The sequence below is a fragment of the Methanosarcina sp. DH1 genome, from assembly GCF_020804205.1.
Lineage (GTDB): Archaea > Halobacteriota > Methanosarcinia > Methanosarcinales > Methanosarcinaceae > Methanosarcina > Methanosarcina vacuolata.
This window is the reverse complement of record NZ_WJBJ01000025.1, coordinates 45,878-65,916: the sequence shown is the minus strand read 5'-3', so window position 1 is coordinate 65,916 and position 20,039 is coordinate 45,878. Positions and strand designations below refer to the sequence as shown.

The following is a 20,039-nucleotide window of genomic DNA, read 5'->3' as shown; positions in this document are numbered from 1 at the left end:
TGAATTAAACTTTAAATGCACTTCAGGTAAGGTTTAAATCAAATTGTCTAGTATCTTGAAAATTTAGTTATTGGTCACATGTTAACTCTGAATCGCTATCTGTTGATGGAAAGCTATCAAAGGTTTGCTCAATAATTACATTTTCATGACACTAGCAACTGTTTGTTTTATGAAGCATTCTTAATTGAGTTTCAGGCAAGCTTTAGAGCCTGAATTTCTGGCAGTTTTAAGCCAGACTTTTTTAGCCATCAGTTTTAAGCCAGGCTTTTTTAACCATTATTTTATACTTCTTATCTGTATGCTTTATTTTGGAGTCTTCTTGAAGGCCCTCTATTTACAGGACTTTCTGTGATGAACGCTTCATAAATAAATATATGACTCCATATATGCCTCCATTCGGCCAATAGATTCATTAATATACTATTGTGTTATGAGATCAATTAAATATAAAGAGTAAATTGCCGAAAAAAGATTTCATATCAGGAAGCAGATTATTCGCAAGTAGAAAATGGGAGTTGATTCTTATATCTCATCCAAAAACCGTAGAGGAAATGATTGATTGTTCAGGGCCTATAGAATGTGATTTATTGCCCAGACTTATTCATGTGACCGAAGCTGCTGCCATTGCCGCAGCGTACCAGATGGGGCGTGGGAACAAAAGTTTTGCCGACCAGGTAGCAGTTGCCGCCATGCGAAGGATGCTGAATAAACTTGACATGAAAGGCATAATCCAGATAGGGGAAGGAGAAAGGGATGAGGCTCCCATGCTTTATATCGGGGAGCACGTAGGAACAGGAAAAGGAGACCTTGAAGTCGATATTGCAGTCGACCCTCTTGAAGGGACAAACCTTACTGCAGATGGCGGGCCTGGCTCAGTCGCAGTTATGGCAATGGCTGAAAGGGGAGGAATTTTCCACGGCCCTGATATCTATATGGACAAGATTGTTGTCGGGCCAGATGTAGTGCGCTACGAAGAGGAACACCCTGATGAAAAGATCGACCTGGATGCCCCAGTCAGGTACAACCTTGAGATAGTCGCAAAGGCCCTCGATAGAAGTATTGAAGAGCTTGTAGTCGTTGTGCTTGACCGGCCAAGACATGCCCAGAAAATAACCGAAATTCGGGAAGCAGGTGCCCGCGTAAAGCTGATCAGTGACGGAGACCTTATGCCCGGAGTTTCAACTGCAATCCGTGGGTCAGGCGTTCATATGGTAATGGGCGCAGGCGGTTCGGGTGAAGCAGTACTCACAGCGGCTGCAATCAAAATCCTGGGCGGAAAAATCCTTGCAAGGCTTGTGCTTCCCACGGTTGCAAACGGAAAGAGCCAGGATAAGGTCGACAAAGAAATTGAAGAAAAAATGCCAAGGCTCGAAAAAATGGGAATCACCCTTCAAAACATCAATGATGTCCTTGATACCAACAAGCTTGTTCCAGGGAACGACGTGATCTTTTCAGCATCAGCTGTAACTCCCGGCCACTTTCTGCGAGAAGTTAATCTGTTCGGTAGCGGGGATGCCAGGGTACACACAATCTCAATGGGTGCATCCGGATCTGTCAGGTTTACGGACAGTATTTATATAAAGGATAAGCGTGAGACTCCTCTCTACCTGTAAATCCTTTTATTCTCTTTTTTCATCTTTTTTAAAACACGGACTTTGCGAATATACAGAATTTGATTACAGAACTTGGCTACAAAATATGATCACATAACTTGATTACAGAATTATCAAATACAGAACTTGATTACAGAATTATCAAATACAGAACTAAGGAATAATTCTAAATTTACAGTTTCAAAGTTCAAAGTTTCAAAATTCAAAGTTTCAAAATTCAAAGTTTCAAAATTCAAAGTTTCAAAATTCAAAATTACGAAATTAAAAAACATAGAATTTAGAGTTAAATCATGAAAGTCTATCTTGAAAGTTTTGGCTGTTCGGCGAGCCAGGCCTCAGCCGAGATAATGAAGGCAAGCGTCGAAAGACTGGGGTATGAACTGCTGGGCCCTGAGGCTGCTGATCAGGCAGAGGTGTATATCTGCAACTCCTGTACGGTAAAATACACTACGGAACAGAAGATCCTGTATAAAATTCGCAGCATGGGCGAAAAGAACGTGGAAGTTATCGTTTCAGGCTGTATGCCTGAAGTCCAGCTTGAGGACATCCTGCATGCAAATCCCGAAGCTCATATCCTGGGGGTAAATGCTATTTTTCGGCTTGGAGAGCTTCTTTCCTCAATCGAGCAGAGAAAAACGGAATGTCTGCCCGGAGGGGAACATCTGGAGTTCCGGGCTTCCGAACCTGTGGGATTTCTCAATGTTCCGCATGAACGTTCCAACCCTAATATTCACATCTGCCAGATCTCGCAGGGCTGCAATTTTGCCTGTTCCTACTGCATTGTAAAATATGCAAGAGGCAAACTGCACTCTTTTTCACCGGATGAGATCGTCAAAGATATCAGTTCAGCTGTTGCTGAGGGTTGCAGGGAAATCTGGCTTACTTCCCAGGACGACAGCCAGTATGGAATGGACACGGGTGTCAGACTTCCGGAACTCCTGCGCATGATCTCGGAAATTCCAGGCGACTTTAAAGTAAGGGTTGGAATGATGAACCCATTTTCTGTCCTCCCCATCCTCGATGACCTTGTAGATGCTTTTGATTCCGACAAGGTCTTCAAACTTCTTCACCTCCCAATCCAGTCTGCTTCTCATTCGGTCCTGAAGAGAATGAACCGCCTGCACAAAATGGACGTAGTGGACACGATAATTACTAAATTCCGCGCTCGTTTCGAGGATTTATCCCTCTTCACCGACATAATTGTAGGCTTCTGCGATGAAACCGATGACGAGTTCAAGGAAACTATCGAATGGGTACAGAAATACCGCCCCGAAAAAGTTAATATTTCAAGATATTCCCCTCGCCCGCATACGAAAGCCTTTTCCTTTCGGAACCTTGACTCCAGGATTTTAGTTCAGCGTTCTCATGAATTACATAAAGTATGTGAACAAATCAAGATTGGGTCCAAGCAGGCGATGATCGGCTGGAAAGGTCGGGCCTTTGTCTCGAAATATACGGAAATCGGGGATATTCTCACCCGCACGGATGCTTACCGTCCGGTTGTTATACGCGGCTCGAATCTAAAGCCCGGCCAGTATGCAAATGTTGAAATTGTTGCTGCAAAACCTGGATATTTCCTTGGAAAATTGATTGAAGACCGACCGGTTTCTGAGACATGAGAAATTCAATAGGGAATGCCAGGTAAGGTGTATATTTAATTCTCATCATAGCTGTTTTCAATTCCTTCAAATAACATTTTTTAGAATCTCTACTCAAGGAATTATCTTTCCAAAGCCAAAGTTCGAAGCATGCGAGCTTGAAAGCTTCTAGTTTTCTATAACGAGCATAAATTCAAGATCTAATTGAGTTCAAGCCCTAATTGAGTTCAAGATCTATGAGTTCAAGATCTATGAATTCAAGATCTATGAATTCAAGATCTATGAATTCAAGATCTAATTGAGTTAAAGCTCCAATTGAGTTAAAGCTCCAATTGAGTTCAAGCTCTAATAAAGAAACTCATGATGGTTTTATTGTGGTTTGATTTTTGAGATCCGGACTTTTATTAAAACTTGAATATTCTGGACTTTCTCTGAAGCTATTTTCTACAGATATTCTGCTCAGTACAGGATAAATACAACAAGTTCCCGGGCACATAGGAAAGTATAAATACTTTTACTCATATGAGTGAAAATGGGATTCCAGGACTTTTGAGTATAGATGATCACAAAGGAAACAGGTGGAGTAAAAAGAATGAACATTTGCGTAACAGCCAGTGGTGAGGGGCTCGACTCCGAAGTGGACCCAAGGTTTGGGAGATGCAGCTACTTTGTAATTTATAACCCTGAGACCAGACATGTGGAATCTATATCAAATGCCGCTGCGTTCACTTCTGGCGGTACCGGCATAAAAGCAGCAGAAATTATTGCAAACGCAGAAGTCGATGTCCTCTTAACAGGCACAGTGGGGCCCAATGCTTTTTCTATTTTCTCAGAGCTTGGTATTGATGTTCAAGTCGGAATAAAAGGTACAGTGCAGGAGGCTATAAGGCAGTATAAAGCTGGAGAACTTCAGTCAATCCGCAGTCCCAATACCACTCCTGGTTCTGGAATGAAAAAAGAAAATGGCATGGGAAGGGGAATGAAAGGAGGTGGTATGGGAAGAGGGACAGGTAGAGGCAAGTAATCCTTAGTCTTGATAAAGTTAGTAAAATAAAATTTTTGAGAAAGACACATTCCTCCATGTGTGAAAAACGGTATTAATCTCCTTTGTTTGCAAAAAACGGTATTATTCCCCATAATTTGTAAAAAACGGCATGATTCACCAGAATTTATGAAAAACATCGTTATCCCCCATAATTTGCAAAAAACGGCACGATTCACCTTAATTTGTAAAAAACGGCATGATTCACCAGAATTTGCGAAAAACGGCATTATTCCCCATAATTTGTGAAAAACGGTATTATTCACCAGAATTTGTTAAAAACTTGCATAGTTGTGTAATCCCAAAATATGTGTCAATGCAATCAAAAAACACCACTAATTAATAAAACGATAGGCAATGCAGGTGATTATATGAAAGTAAGTATTCCTACAAGAGATGAGAATGGTCTGGACGGAATTGTTGAACAGCATTTTGGAAAAGCTCCGACCTACACCATAATAGACACAGAGACCGACCAGGTAACTGTAATTCCTAACACCAGTGAGCACATGGGAGGACTCGGACTGCCTCCAGAGTACCTTCATGAAAATGGAGTAGATATAATGCTCTGTGGCGGACTCGGATTCAAGGCTGTCAATATGTTCGAATCTTATGGAATCAAGGTTTTTGTGGGGGCTGGCGGTACTGTAAGGGATACGTTTGAGGCCTGGAAAGCAGGAAAACTCCATAACGCGACTGCTGAGAATTCCTGCTCCGAACATGGGCATGACGACCATCACCATCAATGAAATCACGAAAAGTACTGCCAGGGAGAGTAGTACTATCAGAGAGAGTAGTACTGTCAGAGAGTGCCAGAAAGGTTTCAATTTTCTAAAAATTCGATTGTCTAAGCTGTGATATGAATTAATAACTCACTTAAAACGGATCTTCAAATGAATGCGCAAGACAACCTGGAACTGGGGGTTAAAACATCAAGGAACGCAACCCTGGCGCTTGCATTCCTTGCTTTCCTTAAAGGAGCTGTGGGTATTTATTCCGGAAGCACAGTCTTGTTTGCTGATGCTGTCCACACTGGCCTGGATATTTTTGCCTCTCTAGCAGTCTGGATTGGGCTCAAGATAAGCCTTAAAAGCAGTAAGCATTTTCCTTATGGGTACTACAAGGCAGAAAATATCATAGCTCTCTTTGTTTCTCTATTAATCCTGCTTTCTGGCGTTGAACTGTTAAGGGAAGGCTTTACAGGCGCAAATACCACTTCCCAGATTGAATTTCAGGGACTTGCCCTTGCAACGGCTGTTTTTTCAGTACTTACAATCTATGGCCTTTCCATATACAAACGAAATGTAGGGACAAAGATCAATTCTCAGTCCTTAATAGCTGACGCAGTGCATTCTTATACGGACGCCTTTTCTTCGATGATAGTGGTTGTTGCAGTCCTTGGCTCTATGCTGGGGGTCTCGAAACTTGACAGTTTAGGTACTATTGTAATTTCTCTTTTGATCTTCAAAATGGGAATCGAAAGTGCCAGGGATGCAGTGCTCACCCTGATGGATGCCTGGCTCGATGAAGATGAAAGCGAGAGAATTAAAAAAGACATACGCAATATCCCGGGCTTGATAGAACTTGAAGACCTGAAACTCCGAAAATCAGGACTTGTGGTTTTCGGGGAAGCTACGGTTGAAGTTGAGGGTGAAACCGACCTGAAAAGGGTGGAACTGCTTTCTGAGGAAATCAAAACGGCTGTTAAAAAAGAAGTGGAAAACCTGGAGCATATTGTTGTTAATGTAAAGCCTGTACAACGGAAAAATTTTAGGCTAGCTCTTCCCGTTTTTGATAAGAATGGGTTTCAAGCAAAGCTTTCGGAGCACCTTGGAAAAGCTCCTTATTTTCTCTTTGTAGAGATAGAAGAGGGCAAGGCTGGAGAGTATCAAATTATCGAAAACCGATTTTTTAATTCTGAGAAAAAAGGAGGCATGAAAGCCGTGGACCTGATTATTCAGGAAAAAGCAAACGTCCTTGCGGTAAGAAATGTCGGTGAAGGCCCATACTATATGCTCCGAGATAATTTTATCAAAATTCTGCAAATTCCCGACGGGGCAGATACTGCCAGAGAAGTCCTCGACAGGTTCCAGAACCTTGAAGAAATCACAGTGCCTGCGAAATAACATGGAAAATTACAGTTCCTGAAAAATAATATGGAAAATCACAGTGCCTGCGAAATAAACATGGAAAATTACAGTACCTGCGAAATAACATGGAGATCGGATATGAAAATTGCAATTGCAAGTGGAAAAGGAGGAACCGGGAAGACCACGGTTTCTTTAAACCTTGCCCTTTCTCTTTCAGATGTACAGCTAGATGTACAGCTTTTTGACTGCGATGTAGAAGAACCTAACTGTAATCTTTTCCTTGGTTTTGACCTTGGAAAAGTAGAAGATGTAGTGTGTCCGGTACCTGTAATCGATCAGGAAAAATGCAATGTCTGCAGGCAATGTTCGGACTTTTGCCGTTATAACGCCCTGGCAGCCCTTCCTACCAGAGTTTTGTTTTTCCCTTCTCTTTGCCACGGATGCGGAGGATGTGCTGTTCTCTGCCCGGAAAAAGCAATCCAGGAATCTTATAGGTCCCTTGGAGTAATCGAAAAAGCAAAAGGAAAAAGTTCACCTGAGTTTTACAGAGGGCTTTTAAATATCGGGGAAACGATGACATCGGCTGTTATCAAAGCGCTCAAGAAACATATCGATGGCCGGAAAACTGCAATTCTAGATGTCCCGCCTGGAACTTCCTGCCCTGTTATTGCTTCTATTGGTGACGTGGATTACTGTGTGCTTGTGACTGAATCAACCCTTTTTGGTTTCCACGACCTCAAGCTTGCCGTAGGCGTTGTAAGGGCGCTTAAAATTCCCTTTGGGGTTATCATTAACCGCTGGGGGTTAGGAGACTCAAGGGTTGAAGAATACTGCAAAGCCGAAGGAATCCCGGTCCTTCTCAAGATCCCAAACGATCTCAGAATTGCAGAACTCTATTCTCGCGGCATTCCCTTTGTTCGAGAAATGCCGGAATGGAAAGAGAAGTTTCTCGGTATGTTTGAAGCAATAAAACTCCAGCTTGCAGATGTAGAGGAAGCTAGAACATGAAGCAGCTTACTGTAATCAGCGGAAAAGGTGGGACTGGAAAAACAACCCTTACGGCAGCTTTTGCCTCGCTTGCGAAAAATGCTGTCATTGCCGATTGCGATGTGGATGCAGCTGACATGCATCTTATCCTGAAACCCGAAATTATGGAAAAAGAAGACTACTACGGCTTTGAGGTTGCCAGGATTGACCCGGAACTCTGTATCGAATGCGGAAAATGCAGAGAATTTTGCAGGTATGGAGCGGTAAATGAAAATTATGAAGTTGACCCTTACGGATGCGAGGGATGTGCTGTCTGCACAATTGTTTGTCCCAACGGAGCAGTTTCCATGGAAAAAAGGGTTTCAGGCCAGTCTTTTTCTTCCGAAACCCGTTTTGGGCCGATGGCTCATGCAAGGCTCGGCATCGGAGAAGAAACAAGCGGAAAACTTGTAAGCACTGTTCGAACCAATGCGAAAAAGCTTGCAGAACAATATCATAAAGATTTAATCATAATTGATGGGCCTCCTGGAACAGGTTGTTCCGCAATTGCAGCTATTACAGGTACGGACCTGGTTCTGGTGGTAAGCGAGCCAACCGTTTCCGGAATTCATGACCTGAAAAGAGTTCTTGAGCTTACTGCACATTTCATGATCCCGACTATCGTCTGCATAAACAAGTCTGACATAAATGAAGAGAATACTAAGCTGATTGAAAATTTCTGTGCCGAAATAGAAATTCCGGTAATAGGCAGGCTTCCTTATAATGACGTTGTAACGAAGGCAATGCTTCAGGAACAGACCTTGATAGAGTATACTAAAGGCAGCGAGTGTTTAAACGAAAGTGAGTTTGCGGATCAGGTCTGCCAAATCTGGGCCAGGGTGGAAAAGATACTGATGGGTATTCAGGATAAACAAGAAAGGATTAAAACTCTCAAAATGAAAAACTTATAATTTTAGTTCCTGAAATACACAGTATCGGGTTCAGAGCTTCAGATTCTTTTTTCATAGGCCATTCATTTATATAATATCCATTTTATATATAATCATTAAAACTAATGATCTACAAAGCCAATTAATCTACAAAATAATAATCCTAAAACAATCACTAAAACAATCACTAAAATAATCCCTAAAATAATCCCTAAAACTCTCAATCTTTAAAGCTAATAATCTTTAAAGCTAACAATCCCTAAAACTCTCAATCTTTAAAGCTAACAATCTTTAAAGCTAACAATCCCTAAAACTCTCAATCTTTAAAGCTAACAATCTCTAAAGCTAACAATCTTTAAAGCTAACAATATCTCTGCGCTTAATTTTTGATAACCGGATTTTTGCCTGTACTTCTTTAATCGAAGTCGATTTCTAAATATGGGGGTTTAGTGCTGAAAGATATCGCTGTTGGAACCTGTGTACACCTGTTATCCCGGATAGATGACAAAGCTCTTGACGAGTTCTGGAAAGAAAACTCTGCTGGCAAATCTCCGATAGTTGATTCTCAGGGTAATCTGGGTTATTCCCTGTTGAGCGAGGACGGCATTTTATTTATCAGAAATGATTTTGCAGCTACGAGTTATGAGCAGTTTGAGCTGGTTTTTGGAGACCTTTTCCTGCCAGACACGGTTCAGGAACTCCTTATTAAAGATAAAGTGCTGCTTCTTATGGTGTGCAGGAAAGGCACGCAGGACTTATTACTCTCAGAACTTCGTACTGATGTCAAGTTCATGCTTGACCTGCCGCGCGGAGAATACTTCTTTTTTGTATTTATTCTGGACGCGAGCTCTGAATCCCTTTTAAACTCCACAGTCCACGCCATAGGTTTTCCATCCAGGATGCATTTGAACAGCCCGGAGCTTGAGACCTTTTATCTCAAACACCCTGTTGACATATGGGAATTTGTAGACCCCTCACCTATTGAGATTAAACGCGGAGGGCCTTTCTATATCAATATGATTATGGTAAACATCGAACAGATTCCGGGCTGTTCCCTGCTCTTTTCCGAACTTCTGCAGGAAGATGAGTCCACACCTCCTCTTTGAAATCTTTTCTCTTAAATGAGCTCTGCATCTAAAGCTCTGCATCTAAAGTCCTGTTTTCTCTCTACTTAAGGTGCAGATTGAGGACTTCAGGTGCAAGTGTAAAATTAGTATAATTAGTATGGTTTTTCAGATTCCAGAAGTTCAAAAATCGTAAAATTAAAATGAAAATATATTATCCATAATATAATAAGAAACTCAATTTTTCACAATCGTTATTTGCTGAACTGCAAGGATATCAAATAATGTAATTACTCCAGCCACGAAGAAAATTACTGAAGGTATTGCGCTATAAATAATAGAACCTCCTGTAGCTAATGAAAAGAGAAAATAAAGCGCATATAGTGGACTTATAATTAAAATAGCCCACATAACGTATGTGAGTGCATCCTTACTCATATTTTCGCTATTGATTTCCGGTTTTTTATTTGGTTTCACATTTTTGCTATTGGTATCTGGTTTTTTATTTGGTTTCACATTTTCGCTATTGATCTCTGGCTTTTTATTTGGTTTCATATTTTCGCTATTGGCATCTGGCTTTTTATTTGGTTTCACATTTTCGCTATTGGCATCTGGTTTTTTATTTGGTTTCATATTTTTATTCTCCGAATATCGTTATTCATCACATTTTCTCTTAATATTAATTAATAATGTAAAACATATATAATAATTTGAGCCTGGAGTTGTTTTTTCAAGAAAAGTTCCAGATAAGAAAGTCTAGGTGCAAAGTCTCTTGAATGAAAAAATAGTTATAATTGCGGTTTCCAGTAATTCACAATGCAGCTCTTTACCAGATACGAAGAAATAGAACCTTACATCACAAAAGACGGTTCGATCATCCGCGAACTCATGCATCCTTCGGTTCACGGCAACTCAAACCAGAGCCTTGCCGAAGCTACCGTACCAGCCGGCGGAAAAACCCTTCTTCACAAGCACCACATGACCGAAGAAATCTATCACATTACAGATGGCAGCGGAATAATGACTCTTGGCTCTGAAGAATTCGAGGTCAAAAAAGGAGATACTGTTTGCATTTCGCCCGGCACTCCGCACAGAATTCAAAACACAGGAAATACGCCGCTGAAGATTCTCTGCTGCTGTGCGCCGAGTTATTCTCATGAGGATACGGAATTGGTGGAACAATAATGAAATCTAAGGTCCCGTCCCGGAATAAACTATGCAGATTTCCAATTGAATGTTTTGATTTTCACTATCAAGATAGCCAGTCAAAGTTACAATAAATTCTAAGTTGCATAGGTGATTTCGTTACGGGCACTAAATCTATAGTCAATGTATGAAACTCATGTTTTTTATCTAATTTTTTCTAAATAATTCTGCTTCTACTATTTTTGTCAATTTAAGCTCTTGTATCCCTAAAAATTAAATATGTAAGCCATATGTATACACAAGTTATTCCACAAAAGAGCAAGAATGTAAAGTTCATTAAGTCACTAGGAACAATAATCGCAAAAATACCTCCAAAGTAAGAGATAATAATTAAACCGATAAATCTCTCATATCTTTGAGTAGGGATTTTACGTTCTTTAATATTGTAAACATTCAAACTAGATCGAAGTTCTATTAGTGCATCATAAAATTTGTTTATTTTATCTCCTTTTAAAGAATCAGCTATGTTTAAATATAGTACTGATTCGTTTTCTTTGTGCCATTTTAAGTATCTGTTAACTTGCGTTGACAGCTCATTTTCTATTTCACGTCTTTGGTTTAAATAATAATGAGTTGTCGAAAAAATAACTGTACCTCCTATTGCGAGAGAAAAGAATAGAGTAGAAAGTGAAAGCTGTATATCACTAGTTGATTCTAATATTTGATATGAATTAATGGAAGAACTCAGCGTATTGAATAATTGGAATGTTATATTTTTATCTACTAGGGTTGTTAAAACTAAAAGATACAAGTTTAATAGTATCAGAAATATTGTCAATGAGGTGAAAGTTATATATATATTTTCTATAGTTATAGAAAATATTATTTGCACTATATTTCTTAATTTTATAGACACTTTCCCTAATAATTTGCGTGCAAAATAATAACCGATCAACAAGACTGATATAATTATACTTAACGAGAAAAATACTATATAAACTTGTATATCTTTCGATACATACTTTACAGCTATGTATATTAATGCTGGTATGGCTACTATTAACAAAATATTATACCAGTACCACACATTTTTATTTTTAAAATAAAAATTATTTATTATAATTTGTTCGTCATTTTTATTTCCTAAATCATCGTGAAGATTCTCCAACATTTTAATTTTGGAAGTTTCTGTTACTTTTGAATTAGAAAGTTCTTCATTTATTTGGAAAAACGATTTTTTGTATTGTATAGCCTTAAATATAAAAACTGAAGTTGTTGTAGAAATTAGTAGTATTATAAGTATGGATAAGTCCACAAAGTTTATCATATATAACATATTGTTATTTTTTAGAATATATATCTTATACCACAAAAAAGGCTTATGTTTTTACATGATATTTTCGACTACATCTATACGAAATTCTCAAGCAGAATTTTTGAATTAAATTGAAATGAACCTGCAATTGGCATAAGCCTTTTTAATCTACAAGTGATTTGTAAAAAATCAAAATTTGAATTAATATAATCAGTCCAACTGGGGTGAACAGAAAAAAAAATGTCTGTTTAAAAAACTGAATATGAGTGACTGGTTTATTTTGAAAAAAATCATTAGCGTTTTTGTGCTTAAAAGTTATTTTTATTATTTTCATCTTCTATACATCCCTAATTTGACAGATTCTGCTATCAATACAGTATTTTATTACACAAAACACGTTGTATCGACACAGTACATTTTGGTAAAATAAAAAATGTCAAAAAATCATAAGATGCGGGATAAAACTTTGAATAGTATGAAGAAAGCAGAAGCATGAAGCCCGTTCAGACATTATACAATATACGCTTCTGTTAAATTTGGGATACATAGTTTTTTTATTCATTTCTCTACTTTGGAAACGCCGCTCTCCTGCGTCGAGCGTGACAAAGACGACCAAATATGGCGAATATGGTTTCACGGGTTAATTTTGTACTTATTTTTATTTCTCTGGTTCAAATGAAATTGTTTTATACTCTTCGTTAATCCTTTGAGCACCCATTTGTATTCAGTTGTTATTATTCCAACGTGATAGAAATAACGTCTGCCATCATTCTTTACCGGTTATTTTGGCGTTTTGAGAGCCATAATATTGCAAAAGCATTAAAACTCAATCAAAAGCCGGGTTGGACATTTTATCCTGAAAACACCAATCATGCATCAGTAGACGATTTCCGCATTAGGAGTTGTTATTAAATACCCACTCAAAATAACAAAGAGCCTATTATTCTGAATTTATTTTCTTTAATCTTTTTATATAATTATTTTATTATTTAATCACATTATATTAATATTTTGACAAGATAGCAAATTGCTACTAAACGTGAGTATAAAAACACTAGAATTTTAATTAAAAGAAAAATATAAAGATTGGAGTTGGTGGTATGGAACCAATAACTAGGGAAGAACTAGAGAAAATAAAAAAGGATGCAAAAGCAGCCGGAAAAGATGTCTCAGATATCGAGAAACTCCTAGAGCAAAAAGAGATGCCAAAACCTCCCATGGGAGAAGTAAAAGTAACAGGCGTCACTCGAGATGTCTGGATGAGAATGGAAGAAAAAAGTGAGAAGACTAAAGTAAAGGGCAAACGTGTGATTATGTCAACAGGCCCGGCCAGGGAGGAGGATTTTGAATGATCAATCTCGTAGATGAGGCGGGTGCACTTTCAACAGAGGAGTTCCACGAACTGAAGAATTTCGTTGTTGATGAGTGTCTTTGCACTCAAGTAGAAACACCGTGGCTTGAATACGTCAAGATAAGGGCGGATGGAGATACGGGCTACAAGGGCTATTGGACTGCTCAATGGGACGAAGTTGGGCTTGACAAGAGAAATGTAAAAGCAGTGATAATTCTCAATGCCACATATCTGAAGACTCTAGAAGATATGAAGAAAACGTTAGCACATGAGTTTGGGCATCATTGGACCTTGGGCTATATGATCGAAAACTTTGAGCAGGATATATGGAAAGAAAGGATGCCACTAGATTATTACCGGATGAGAGGACTAGATCTAGATAATTTTGCTCCAGATTATTCAAAAGACTGGTATCATTGTGACAAAGAAGTCCTTGCAGAGGATTACAAGTATTTTTATTCTCCATTCGATGGAGAGCATCGTATGAAAAATTTGGTAGGTAATCCTTCAGAAGAAATTAAAGCTAAAATAGTCGACTTAGGCTTGGGAGCAAGGAGAAGCTGGGAAGAGTTAGTTAGATGTAGATTTAGTAAGTCAAAATGAAAAAGCCGATCTCAAAATAGATATACGCTATAAATTATAAATTTAGCAATATATGTCTGTATATATATACAGATACATAAAATCGATGATGTTCTATTGAAATCATGGAGCATCACCATCACCTTTCCTTCATAGAAATCACATACAGAAAAACCTCGTAAAGAGTTACGGAAACTAATGAATGAAATTTTGTATATTGTTACAACAGGTTATATTTGGTAAGATTTTCCCCGCCAATTTGATTTTTTTCTGCTTTTTCTTTTTTCCGTTGTTACTTCCTTATTTCCGTTTTTCTAGTTCAAATAAATTCTTTATTTTCTTCATTCAGCTTTGATACGCCTTTCTGATTTATTCCCAATCTAAAAACAGCTTGGTTTTTAAGATTTCCTCCATTTCAATGCTTTCCAGGATCTCAAAAGCGAGATTTGCCGTAAAATCGTCTTCCGAGTCAAATAAAGCCTGCAAACGTGGCCTGTCCTCTCCAGTACATATCTTTTTGAGGGTTCCGGCTACTTCGGCTTTTACAAAGCGGTTACAATCATAAAGGCTGTTAATAAGGGGTTCGACAGCCTTTTCAGGTTTTATACGGCCGAGGGCTTTTGCAGCAGCCAACCGCGTAAAATCATCCGTATCCGTAAGGGCGGCAATAAGGTAATCAACTGCGTTTTCGGCTTTAATTTGGCCGAGAGCCTCGGCTGCTCCTGATCTTCCTTTATTATTTGGGTCCATCAGCGCATCAATAAGAGGTTCTATAGCCTGGCTGGATTTTATTTTACCAAGGGCTTTTGCAGCTTCTTCTTTTGCAGAGCCGTCGTTATCAAAAATCAGAACATCTATCAGGGGCTGGAGAGCTTCTTTTGATTTTATCTGGCCGAGGGTGTCGGCAGCAAACCGGCGCACGGTTGCGTCTCTTGACTTGAGGGCGCTGACCAGCGGAGGAATAGCTTTTTCACAATCAAAAAGGTTCAGGGACCCGGCTGCAAGCCTCCTGACTTCATCGTCCTCGTTATCCAGGGCGCTGATCAGGGATTCAAACGCTCTTTCACTTCTGCTTTCGGACAGGCTTTGCAGGGCTTTTGCTGTTTCTTTTCGCACAAGCTTGTCTTCGTCTTTCAGGGCGTTATCAATGAAATCAAAAATTTGGTCTGATATGCAATCAGGAATCCCATAGGGATTTATCTGGCCAAGGGCTCTTACTGCTCCCTGCCTTGTGAAAGGGTCCTGGGACTTAAAAATCCTGATAAGGGGGTCAAGGACTTTTTCGCACTCCAGCTGCCCGAGTGCATTTGCAGCTTCCTTCCTGACAAAGCGGTTTTCATCCCCGAGGGCAAAAAGCAGCGGAGCAATGGCTTTTCTAACTTTCATCATTCCGAGAGCTTTTGCGGCTTCCAGCCGGACTAAATGGCTGTTGTCCTGGAGTTTATTTATCAGGGTTTTAGCAGCTTTCTCGGACTTTATTTCTCCAAGGGATTCTACGGCTGTCTTTCTTACAAACTCGTCCTCATCCGAGAGTGCCGAAACAAGGGGGTCAAGCGTTTCCTCGGAACCTACTCCCCCGAGGGCTTTTGCAGCTTCCCTTCGGACGAAACGGCTTTCGTCCCCAAGCATATTGACGAATGTTCCGGAAGTTTTGTCCGATTTGATTTCTCCAAGGGCTTTTGTAGCGATCCAGCGTACAAATTCATCTTTATCTTCAAGGGCATCTACAAACGGTTCAACAGCTCTTTCCGACCTCATCCGGCCCAGGGCTTCGGCAGCTCCCAGCCGGACAAGTTTGTCTTCTTCCTGAAATGCTTTTATAAGGGCTTCCGCTACTTGCCTGGAATTTGTCTTTCCAAGGGCTCCTACAGCTCCAATCCGAACAAAGTCGTCTTTGGCCCCGAGTGCGGAAATAAGGACTTCCAGCGCCTTTTCAGATCCAATCTGCATTAGCGCATTTGCGGCCTCCAGCCGGGCAGCCCGATTCTTATCTTTAAATGTGTCCCTGAGCAGTTCTATTGCCCTTTCGGACCCTATTAAGCCAAGAGACTTTATGGCTTCTATCCGCACAGAATAATCTGCATCCCCAACTGCAGCCTCAAGTGGAATAAGTGCCATCTCGGACCTGGTTTCCCCAAGCACTTTCGCAGTCTCTCTTTTTACCCTGATATCTTTATCTTTAAGTGCTCCAGTATTGGCCCTGATCCCACAGGCTCCGAGCCTTCCAAGGCTCTGAACAGCCTTTATTTTTTCTACAGTATACCTGCTGTCAAGTTTTCTGGCAAGCAAAACACATAGCTTTCCTTTTGTTTCGGGACTGGCTCTCCCAGCACATTTTGAAGCCAGATATAAGTTTCCGCTTGAGACCATCAAATTTACAAGTTTGTCTCCTGACTCGAGCAAGTCCGAGGTGAGCATAATCACATTCTCCCATCTCGGATTCCTGAAAGCCTTTGAGATATCCATCCCGTTTTCAAAGTATGTTTTCAGCTTTAAAGCCGCAAAATATTCCTGAAAAACTCGATTTATTCCGAACTTTACTTCGGAACTCTTTCTTATCAGAATTCCAAGCTCTAAGCAGGCCTGAAGGAGTTTTCCCGCCTTTACTCTACCAGACTTGCTATACTCTGTAGTCCTTCCAGATTTGCTGCACTCTGTAATCCTTCCAGACCTGCTGGATTCTATATATGCTTCTGCCACTTCAAGGGCATAGCTATACTTACATGAAACCTTATTCCTGCACTGGAGTTTGAAGGCCAGGTTTATAAGGAAATTTTCAATATCTGTTCTTTCGGTGTTCAGCTCCTGAGAATCTATTTTTCCAGTATCTAGCTCCTGAGAAGTTATCCTTCCGTTATTGGACTTCTGAAAACTAATTCTTCCGTTACTGAACTCCTGAGAATCTGTTATTCCGTTATTGAACTCCTGAGAATCTGTTATTCCGCTACTGCACTCCTGAAAATCTGTTCTTTCAGCACTGGGTTCTTGAGAATCTGTTCTTCCATCTGGTGCCCTTTCTGAATTTATTTTCTCAAAGCTCACTCTTAGAGACAGCTGGTCCTGGAATCTAAAAAATTCCTCTCTTATTCTGAAATCTTTAAAAAGCTCCGAAACAAAAGCCTGATAGATTTCTGCCCGGATGAAAGGAATTGAATCAAAAAAATTAAAATGCTGGATGCCTTCATGTTTTCCTCTTCTTCCCATATGTGCCGTTGAAAGTTTGATCCAGAGATAAAGCAGCAGAGGATTCTGGAGGATAGGCTTTGACTGAATCTCACCCAGGCTTCTGGCTTTTAAAAGCTTTGCCTGTCTCTTGTTGGGAACGTACTTTTCTATAAAAAGCCTGATTTTTTCATCAGTCAATTTTTCAAGTTCGGAAAGTGCAAATGTACTTTTTAAGCTATCAGACGGCTCGGGTCTTGAGGCAATAACATATCTACAGGCTTCATATTCGGAAATAAAGTCGGAGATCTCATCAAAAGGGGAAAAATTCTCTGAAGGCATGAGCAAATCAAGCCCGTCCAGTAACAGCAGGGCTTTTCCTTCGAGCAGCTTCTTAAAATCCGTCTCAGAAATGCCTTTTTTCGTTACCTCTGCTTTTAAGTAATTATAAAAAGAACCTTTAACATAGGACTCAAGTTCTATATATATCGGAACAAATCCTTCTTTTTTCAGGAGGTATTCCCTGGCATAAACCGTACTCAGCCATTTTAGGGTGCTTGTCTTTCCTGAACCTGCTTCCCCGTAAATTATCAGGTGCTTTTCTTTTTCTACGATTTGTGAGATCTTGAAATCATAGGCAAGAGAAACCCTTTCTTCAAAAAGCCTGCGCGTGATTGGTAGTATTTCTCTGGCGGATAATTCTACATAGTTAGAGTTTTTATCTTTATCTTCCAGTATTACGTTTTTCAGGTACGTCCCCATGTACCCGTTTGAACTACTTTCAGTTACGGACTCAGGCATAATGTCCCCCCACAATATCTAAATGGTATTTCCTTTCCAGATTCTATTCTTATTGTCAGGGGATCTTTTTTAGGTTTACTGCTTTCAGTATGCACCTTCAGTAAGTATCCTGACTATTTTCAGCAGGTATCCTGACTATTTTCAGCAAGTACCCTGACTATTTTCAGCAGGTATCTGGACTATTTTCAGCAGGTATTCTGACTATTTTCAGCAGGTATTCTGACTATTTTCAGCAGGTATTCTGACTATTTTCAGCAGGTATCCGGACTATTTTCAGCAAGTATCCGGACCATTTTCAGTAGGCATCCTGACTATTTTCAGTAGGTATCCCGGACTTTTTCCACGACTTTCTTGTTATATGCATTTACGATGTCGCTTCGGGTAATGAGACCGAGTAGTCTGGTTTTATCCTCTCTGTCCACGACTGGAAGCCTGCCTATTTGCTTTGAAGCAAAGCGTTTGAGGACCGCATCAAGGGTTTCATCAGGATAGGCAACTTCCAGACGCCGGGTGGCTATATCCTTTACTTTTTTGTCAACGTCTCCGGACTTTACTTTGCTCCGGAGGTCTGAAAGGGTTACTATACCTGAAAGTTTGCCTTTGGAATCAAGGACTGGAAAACCGACGTGTCGGCTTACCTGCATTAGGGTTGTAAGTGTCTCAACACTCTTTTCCTCAGAGACTGTCTGGACATATGTGATCATGGCGTCTTTTACAAACAAGGAGCTCATGATATCCACTTCCCTGCCTTTTCGGATCTTAAATCCTTTCCTGCGTAGGCCCTCCGTGAAAATGGACTCCGGATAAAGGGCGTTTGACATCACATTGCTGAGGACGCAGGCAAACATGAGAGGAAGAGTCATATTATAGTCCCTTGTAATCTCAAAAAGGATCAGAATGGCAGTAAGAGGAGCCCTGGCAGTTCCGGCAAAGACTGCACCCATCCCGACCATAGCATATGCCCCTTGCTCAGCTAAGGTCCCCGGAAAAAGCAGGTTTGCGACTGTCCAGAAAGCCCCTCCCAGCATTGCACCTGTAAAAAGAGAAGGGACAATCGTTCCTCCTGAGCCTCCAGAGCCCAGGCTCAGGGAAAAAGCAAGGATCTTTAAAAAGAGCAGGATTATCAGGATCTTGAAAGTAAACTGGTTGTTGAGGACATCCGTTATTACAGTATAGCCCATTCCCATAACTCTGGGATAAAAAATACCCATTGCTCCGACTGCGAGCCCTCCCAGAGCAGGCTTGAAAACGGGATGGAAAGGGATTTCCGAAAAAATATCTTTTGTGTAGTAAAGCGTCCGGATCAGGACTGTAGAGACGATACCCGCAAGAAGTCCGAGCACAAGGCAGAGTCCTAGTTCTTTGTAGGGGTTAATCAACTGGTAAGGCGAAATCTCTATAGGTTTTATTCCGAAAAGTGTGCTTGAGACAAGGGTTGCAAAGACCGAGGAAATAACTATCGGAATAAAGGTCCTGGTTTCAAGTTCCCCGTAGATTACCTCTACCACAAAGACAACCCCTGCAAGAGGGGCGTTAAACGCAGCTGCAATTCCGCCTGCAGCTCCACAGCCTAAAAGGATCTGAAGCTGCCTTTCCGTGCTATTCAGGATTTTTCCCATAAAAGCCCCGGTACCGGCTCCTGCAAGGATTCCGGGTGCTTCCTTTCCCAGGGAACCTCCTGAACTGATTGTGATTATTGAAGTAAAAACTTCCAGAAAAACATCCTTGAGATTAAGCCTTGCTCCGCGGAGGGTTACGGTTTCTATAAGCCCGTCAACGCCGTATTTCTTTTTCATCAGAAAATGGGAGATTAGTCCTACCAGCAAACCCCCAAAGGCAGGCACGAATAACACATAATAGTGTGGGAACTCATGCAATGGGAACCCTTGCTGCATACCCAGAAAAGTGTTGCTGTACTGGAGAGTCCTGTCATAAACTCCTATCACGAAACCTGTAAGGAGCCCGATTATAATAGCAATTGTATTGACTCTGGCAGTTTCGGTATCAAACCGGGCAATATACTCTGTTATCCTGGGATATTCTCTTACATTGTGGAATACCACTCTGTGCTCTGGACTAACTTCCAAAAACTCGTGCCTCTTAAATCCTTTTATCTCTTCCTTTTTCTTGAACAAAAAGGTAAGTTTCAGGTTTATTTTACCTGAGTATTTTTCACTCGAAGGATTTCAAGCATTTATTTAAATGTATCATTATATTATATTATACAATGTATGCCCAGAGTATAGCCTGTGAAAATCGAAGATTATTTTCCTCGATTTTTTTCACGATCTTCAGCCTTCTGTATCTTTGATATATTCAGCCTTTTTAATAGTTGATATATTCAGCCTTCTGTATATTT

15 protein-coding genes are annotated in these 20,039 nt (G+C 40.3%); 11 read left to right on the top strand and 4 right to left on the bottom strand.

All coding sequences use genetic code 11. From position 1 onward, the window contains the following. Positions 1 to 524: 524 nt before the first annotated feature. The 8 genes from glpX (at position 525) to FXW07_RS14550 (ending at position 9,365) form a co-directional block, all read left to right on the top strand. Entirely contained in the window at positions 525 to 1,613 is a 1,089-nt protein-coding gene (gene glpX, locus FXW07_RS14585; protein WP_229396084.1) for a class II fructose-bisphosphatase, read from the top strand. 290 nt (positions 1,614 to 1,903) lie between these two features. Next, a complete protein-coding gene (locus FXW07_RS14580; RefSeq protein ID WP_229396056.1) occupies positions 1,904 to 3,232 on the top strand; it encodes a tRNA (N(6)-L-threonylcarbamoyladenosine(37)-C(2))-methylthiotransferase in 1,329 nt (442 codons plus the stop codon). Positions 3,233 to 3,770: 538 nt separating this feature from the next. After that, positions 3,771 to 4,235: a NifB/NifX family molybdenum-iron cluster-binding protein gene (locus tag FXW07_RS14575; RefSeq protein ID WP_229396055.1), complete on the top strand. Its 465-nt coding sequence runs from the start codon at positions 3,771 to 3,773 to the stop codon at positions 4,233 to 4,235. A 389-nt stretch (positions 4,236 to 4,624) separates the two neighbouring features. Continuing rightward, a complete protein-coding gene (locus FXW07_RS14570; RefSeq protein ID WP_229396054.1) occupies positions 4,625 to 5,002 on the top strand; it encodes a NifB/NifX family molybdenum-iron cluster-binding protein in 378 nt (125 codons plus the stop codon). Positions 5,003 to 5,146: 144 nt separating this feature from the next. Further along, positions 5,147 to 6,379, top strand: coding sequence for a cation diffusion facilitator family transporter (locus FXW07_RS14565; RefSeq protein ID WP_229396053.1), 1,233 nt, complete (start codon positions 5,147 to 5,149; stop codon positions 6,377 to 6,379). Between the two features lie 102 nt (positions 6,380 to 6,481). Then, complete coding sequence (locus FXW07_RS14560; protein ID WP_229396052.1) at positions 6,482 to 7,351, top strand: ATP-binding protein; 870 nt, start codon at positions 6,482 to 6,484, stop codon at positions 7,349 to 7,351. Beyond that, positions 7,348 to 8,280, top strand: coding sequence for an ATP-binding protein (locus tag FXW07_RS14555; protein WP_229396051.1), 933 nt, complete (start codon positions 7,348 to 7,350; stop codon positions 8,278 to 8,280). Before FXW07_RS14560 ends, FXW07_RS14555 begins: the two co-directional genes overlap by 4 nt. Positions 8,281 to 8,708: 428 nt before the next feature. Further along, positions 8,709 to 9,365 carry a hypothetical protein gene (locus tag FXW07_RS14550; protein ID WP_229396050.1) on the top strand — a complete coding sequence of 219 codons (657 nt, stop codon included), beginning with the start codon at positions 8,709 to 8,711 and terminating at the stop codon, positions 9,363 to 9,365. Between the two features lie 195 nt (positions 9,366 to 9,560). Here the strand turns inward: FXW07_RS14550 and FXW07_RS14545 are convergent, their stop codons facing one another. After that, positions 9,561 to 9,956, bottom strand: coding sequence for a hypothetical protein (locus FXW07_RS14545; protein ID WP_229396049.1), 396 nt, complete (start codon positions 9,954 to 9,956; stop codon positions 9,561 to 9,563). A 183-nt stretch (positions 9,957 to 10,139) separates the two neighbouring features. Here FXW07_RS14545 and FXW07_RS14540 point away from each other — a divergent pair, with 183 nt between their 5' ends. Further along, on the top strand, positions 10,140 to 10,508 hold the full coding sequence (locus FXW07_RS14540) for a cupin domain-containing protein (RefSeq protein ID WP_229396048.1): 369 nt from the start codon (positions 10,140 to 10,142) through the stop codon (positions 10,506 to 10,508). A 211-nt stretch (positions 10,509 to 10,719) separates the two neighbouring features. On the opposite strand, the gene FXW07_RS14535 is transcribed toward FXW07_RS14540, so the two are convergent. Beyond that, entirely contained in the window at positions 10,720 to 11,796 is a 1,077-nt protein-coding gene (locus FXW07_RS14535) for a hypothetical protein (RefSeq protein ID WP_229396047.1), read from the bottom strand. Positions 11,797 to 12,884: 1,088 nt separating this feature from the next. Between FXW07_RS14535 and FXW07_RS14530 the strand changes: the two genes are divergently transcribed. Both FXW07_RS14530 and FXW07_RS14525 read left to right on the top strand, forming a co-directional pair. Next, complete coding sequence (locus FXW07_RS14530; protein WP_048155982.1) at positions 12,885 to 13,136, top strand: hypothetical protein; 252 nt, start codon at positions 12,885 to 12,887, stop codon at positions 13,134 to 13,136. Further along, positions 13,133 to 13,738 (top strand): hypothetical protein, encoded by a 606-nt coding sequence (locus tag FXW07_RS14525; RefSeq protein WP_048155981.1) that lies wholly within the window; start codon positions 13,133 to 13,135, stop codon positions 13,736 to 13,738. The genes FXW07_RS14530 and FXW07_RS14525 overlap by 4 nt, the downstream gene beginning before the upstream one ends. 348 nt (positions 13,739 to 14,086) lie before the next feature. On the opposite strand, the gene FXW07_RS14520 is transcribed toward FXW07_RS14525, so the two are convergent. Further along, positions 14,087 to 17,680 (bottom strand): HEAT repeat domain-containing protein, encoded by a 3,594-nt coding sequence (locus tag FXW07_RS14520; protein WP_229396046.1) that lies wholly within the window; start codon positions 17,678 to 17,680, stop codon positions 14,087 to 14,089. A 317-nt stretch (positions 17,681 to 17,997) separates the two neighbouring features. Next, on the bottom strand, positions 17,998 to 19,767 hold the full coding sequence (locus FXW07_RS14515) for a chloride channel protein (RefSeq protein ID WP_229396045.1): 1,770 nt from the start codon (positions 19,765 to 19,767) through the stop codon (positions 17,998 to 18,000). Positions 19,768 to 20,039 lie beyond the last annotated feature (272 nt).

Bases quoted from the DNA above. Each gene is read 5' to 3' on its own strand.
- FXW07_RS14520 (WP_229396046.1), bottom strand. From the start codon at position 17,680: ATGCCTGAGTCCGTAACTGAAAGTAGTTCAAACGGGTACATGGGGACG.
- FXW07_RS14530 (WP_048155982.1), top strand. From the start codon at position 12,885: ATGGAACCAATAACTAGGGAAGAACTAGAGAAAATAAAAAAGGATGCA.
- FXW07_RS14560 (WP_229396052.1), top strand. From the start codon at position 6,482: ATGAAAATTGCAATTGCAAGTGGAAAAGGAGGAACCGGGAAGACCACG.
- FXW07_RS14525 (WP_048155981.1), top strand. From the start codon at position 13,133: ATGATCAATCTCGTAGATGAGGCGGGTGCACTTTCAACAGAGGAGTTC.
- FXW07_RS14535 (WP_229396047.1), bottom strand. From the start codon at position 11,796: ATGATAAACTTTGTGGACTTATCCATACTTATAATACTACTAATTTCT.
- FXW07_RS14540 (WP_229396048.1), top strand. From the start codon at position 10,140: ATGCAGCTCTTTACCAGATACGAAGAAATAGAACCTTACATCACAAAA.
- FXW07_RS14580 (WP_229396056.1), top strand. From the start codon at position 1,904: ATGAAAGTCTATCTTGAAAGTTTTGGCTGTTCGGCGAGCCAGGCCTCA.
- FXW07_RS14575 (WP_229396055.1), top strand. From the start codon at position 3,771: ATGATCACAAAGGAAACAGGTGGAGTAAAAAGAATGAACATTTGCGTA.
- FXW07_RS14570 (WP_229396054.1), top strand. From the start codon at position 4,625: ATGAAAGTAAGTATTCCTACAAGAGATGAGAATGGTCTGGACGGAATT.
- FXW07_RS14545 (WP_229396049.1), bottom strand. From the start codon at position 9,956: ATGAAACCAAATAAAAAACCAGATGCCAATAGCGAAAATGTGAAACCA.
- FXW07_RS14565 (WP_229396053.1), top strand. From the start codon at position 5,147: ATGAATGCGCAAGACAACCTGGAACTGGGGGTTAAAACATCAAGGAAC.
- FXW07_RS14555 (WP_229396051.1), top strand. From the start codon at position 7,348: ATGAAGCAGCTTACTGTAATCAGCGGAAAAGGTGGGACTGGAAAAACA.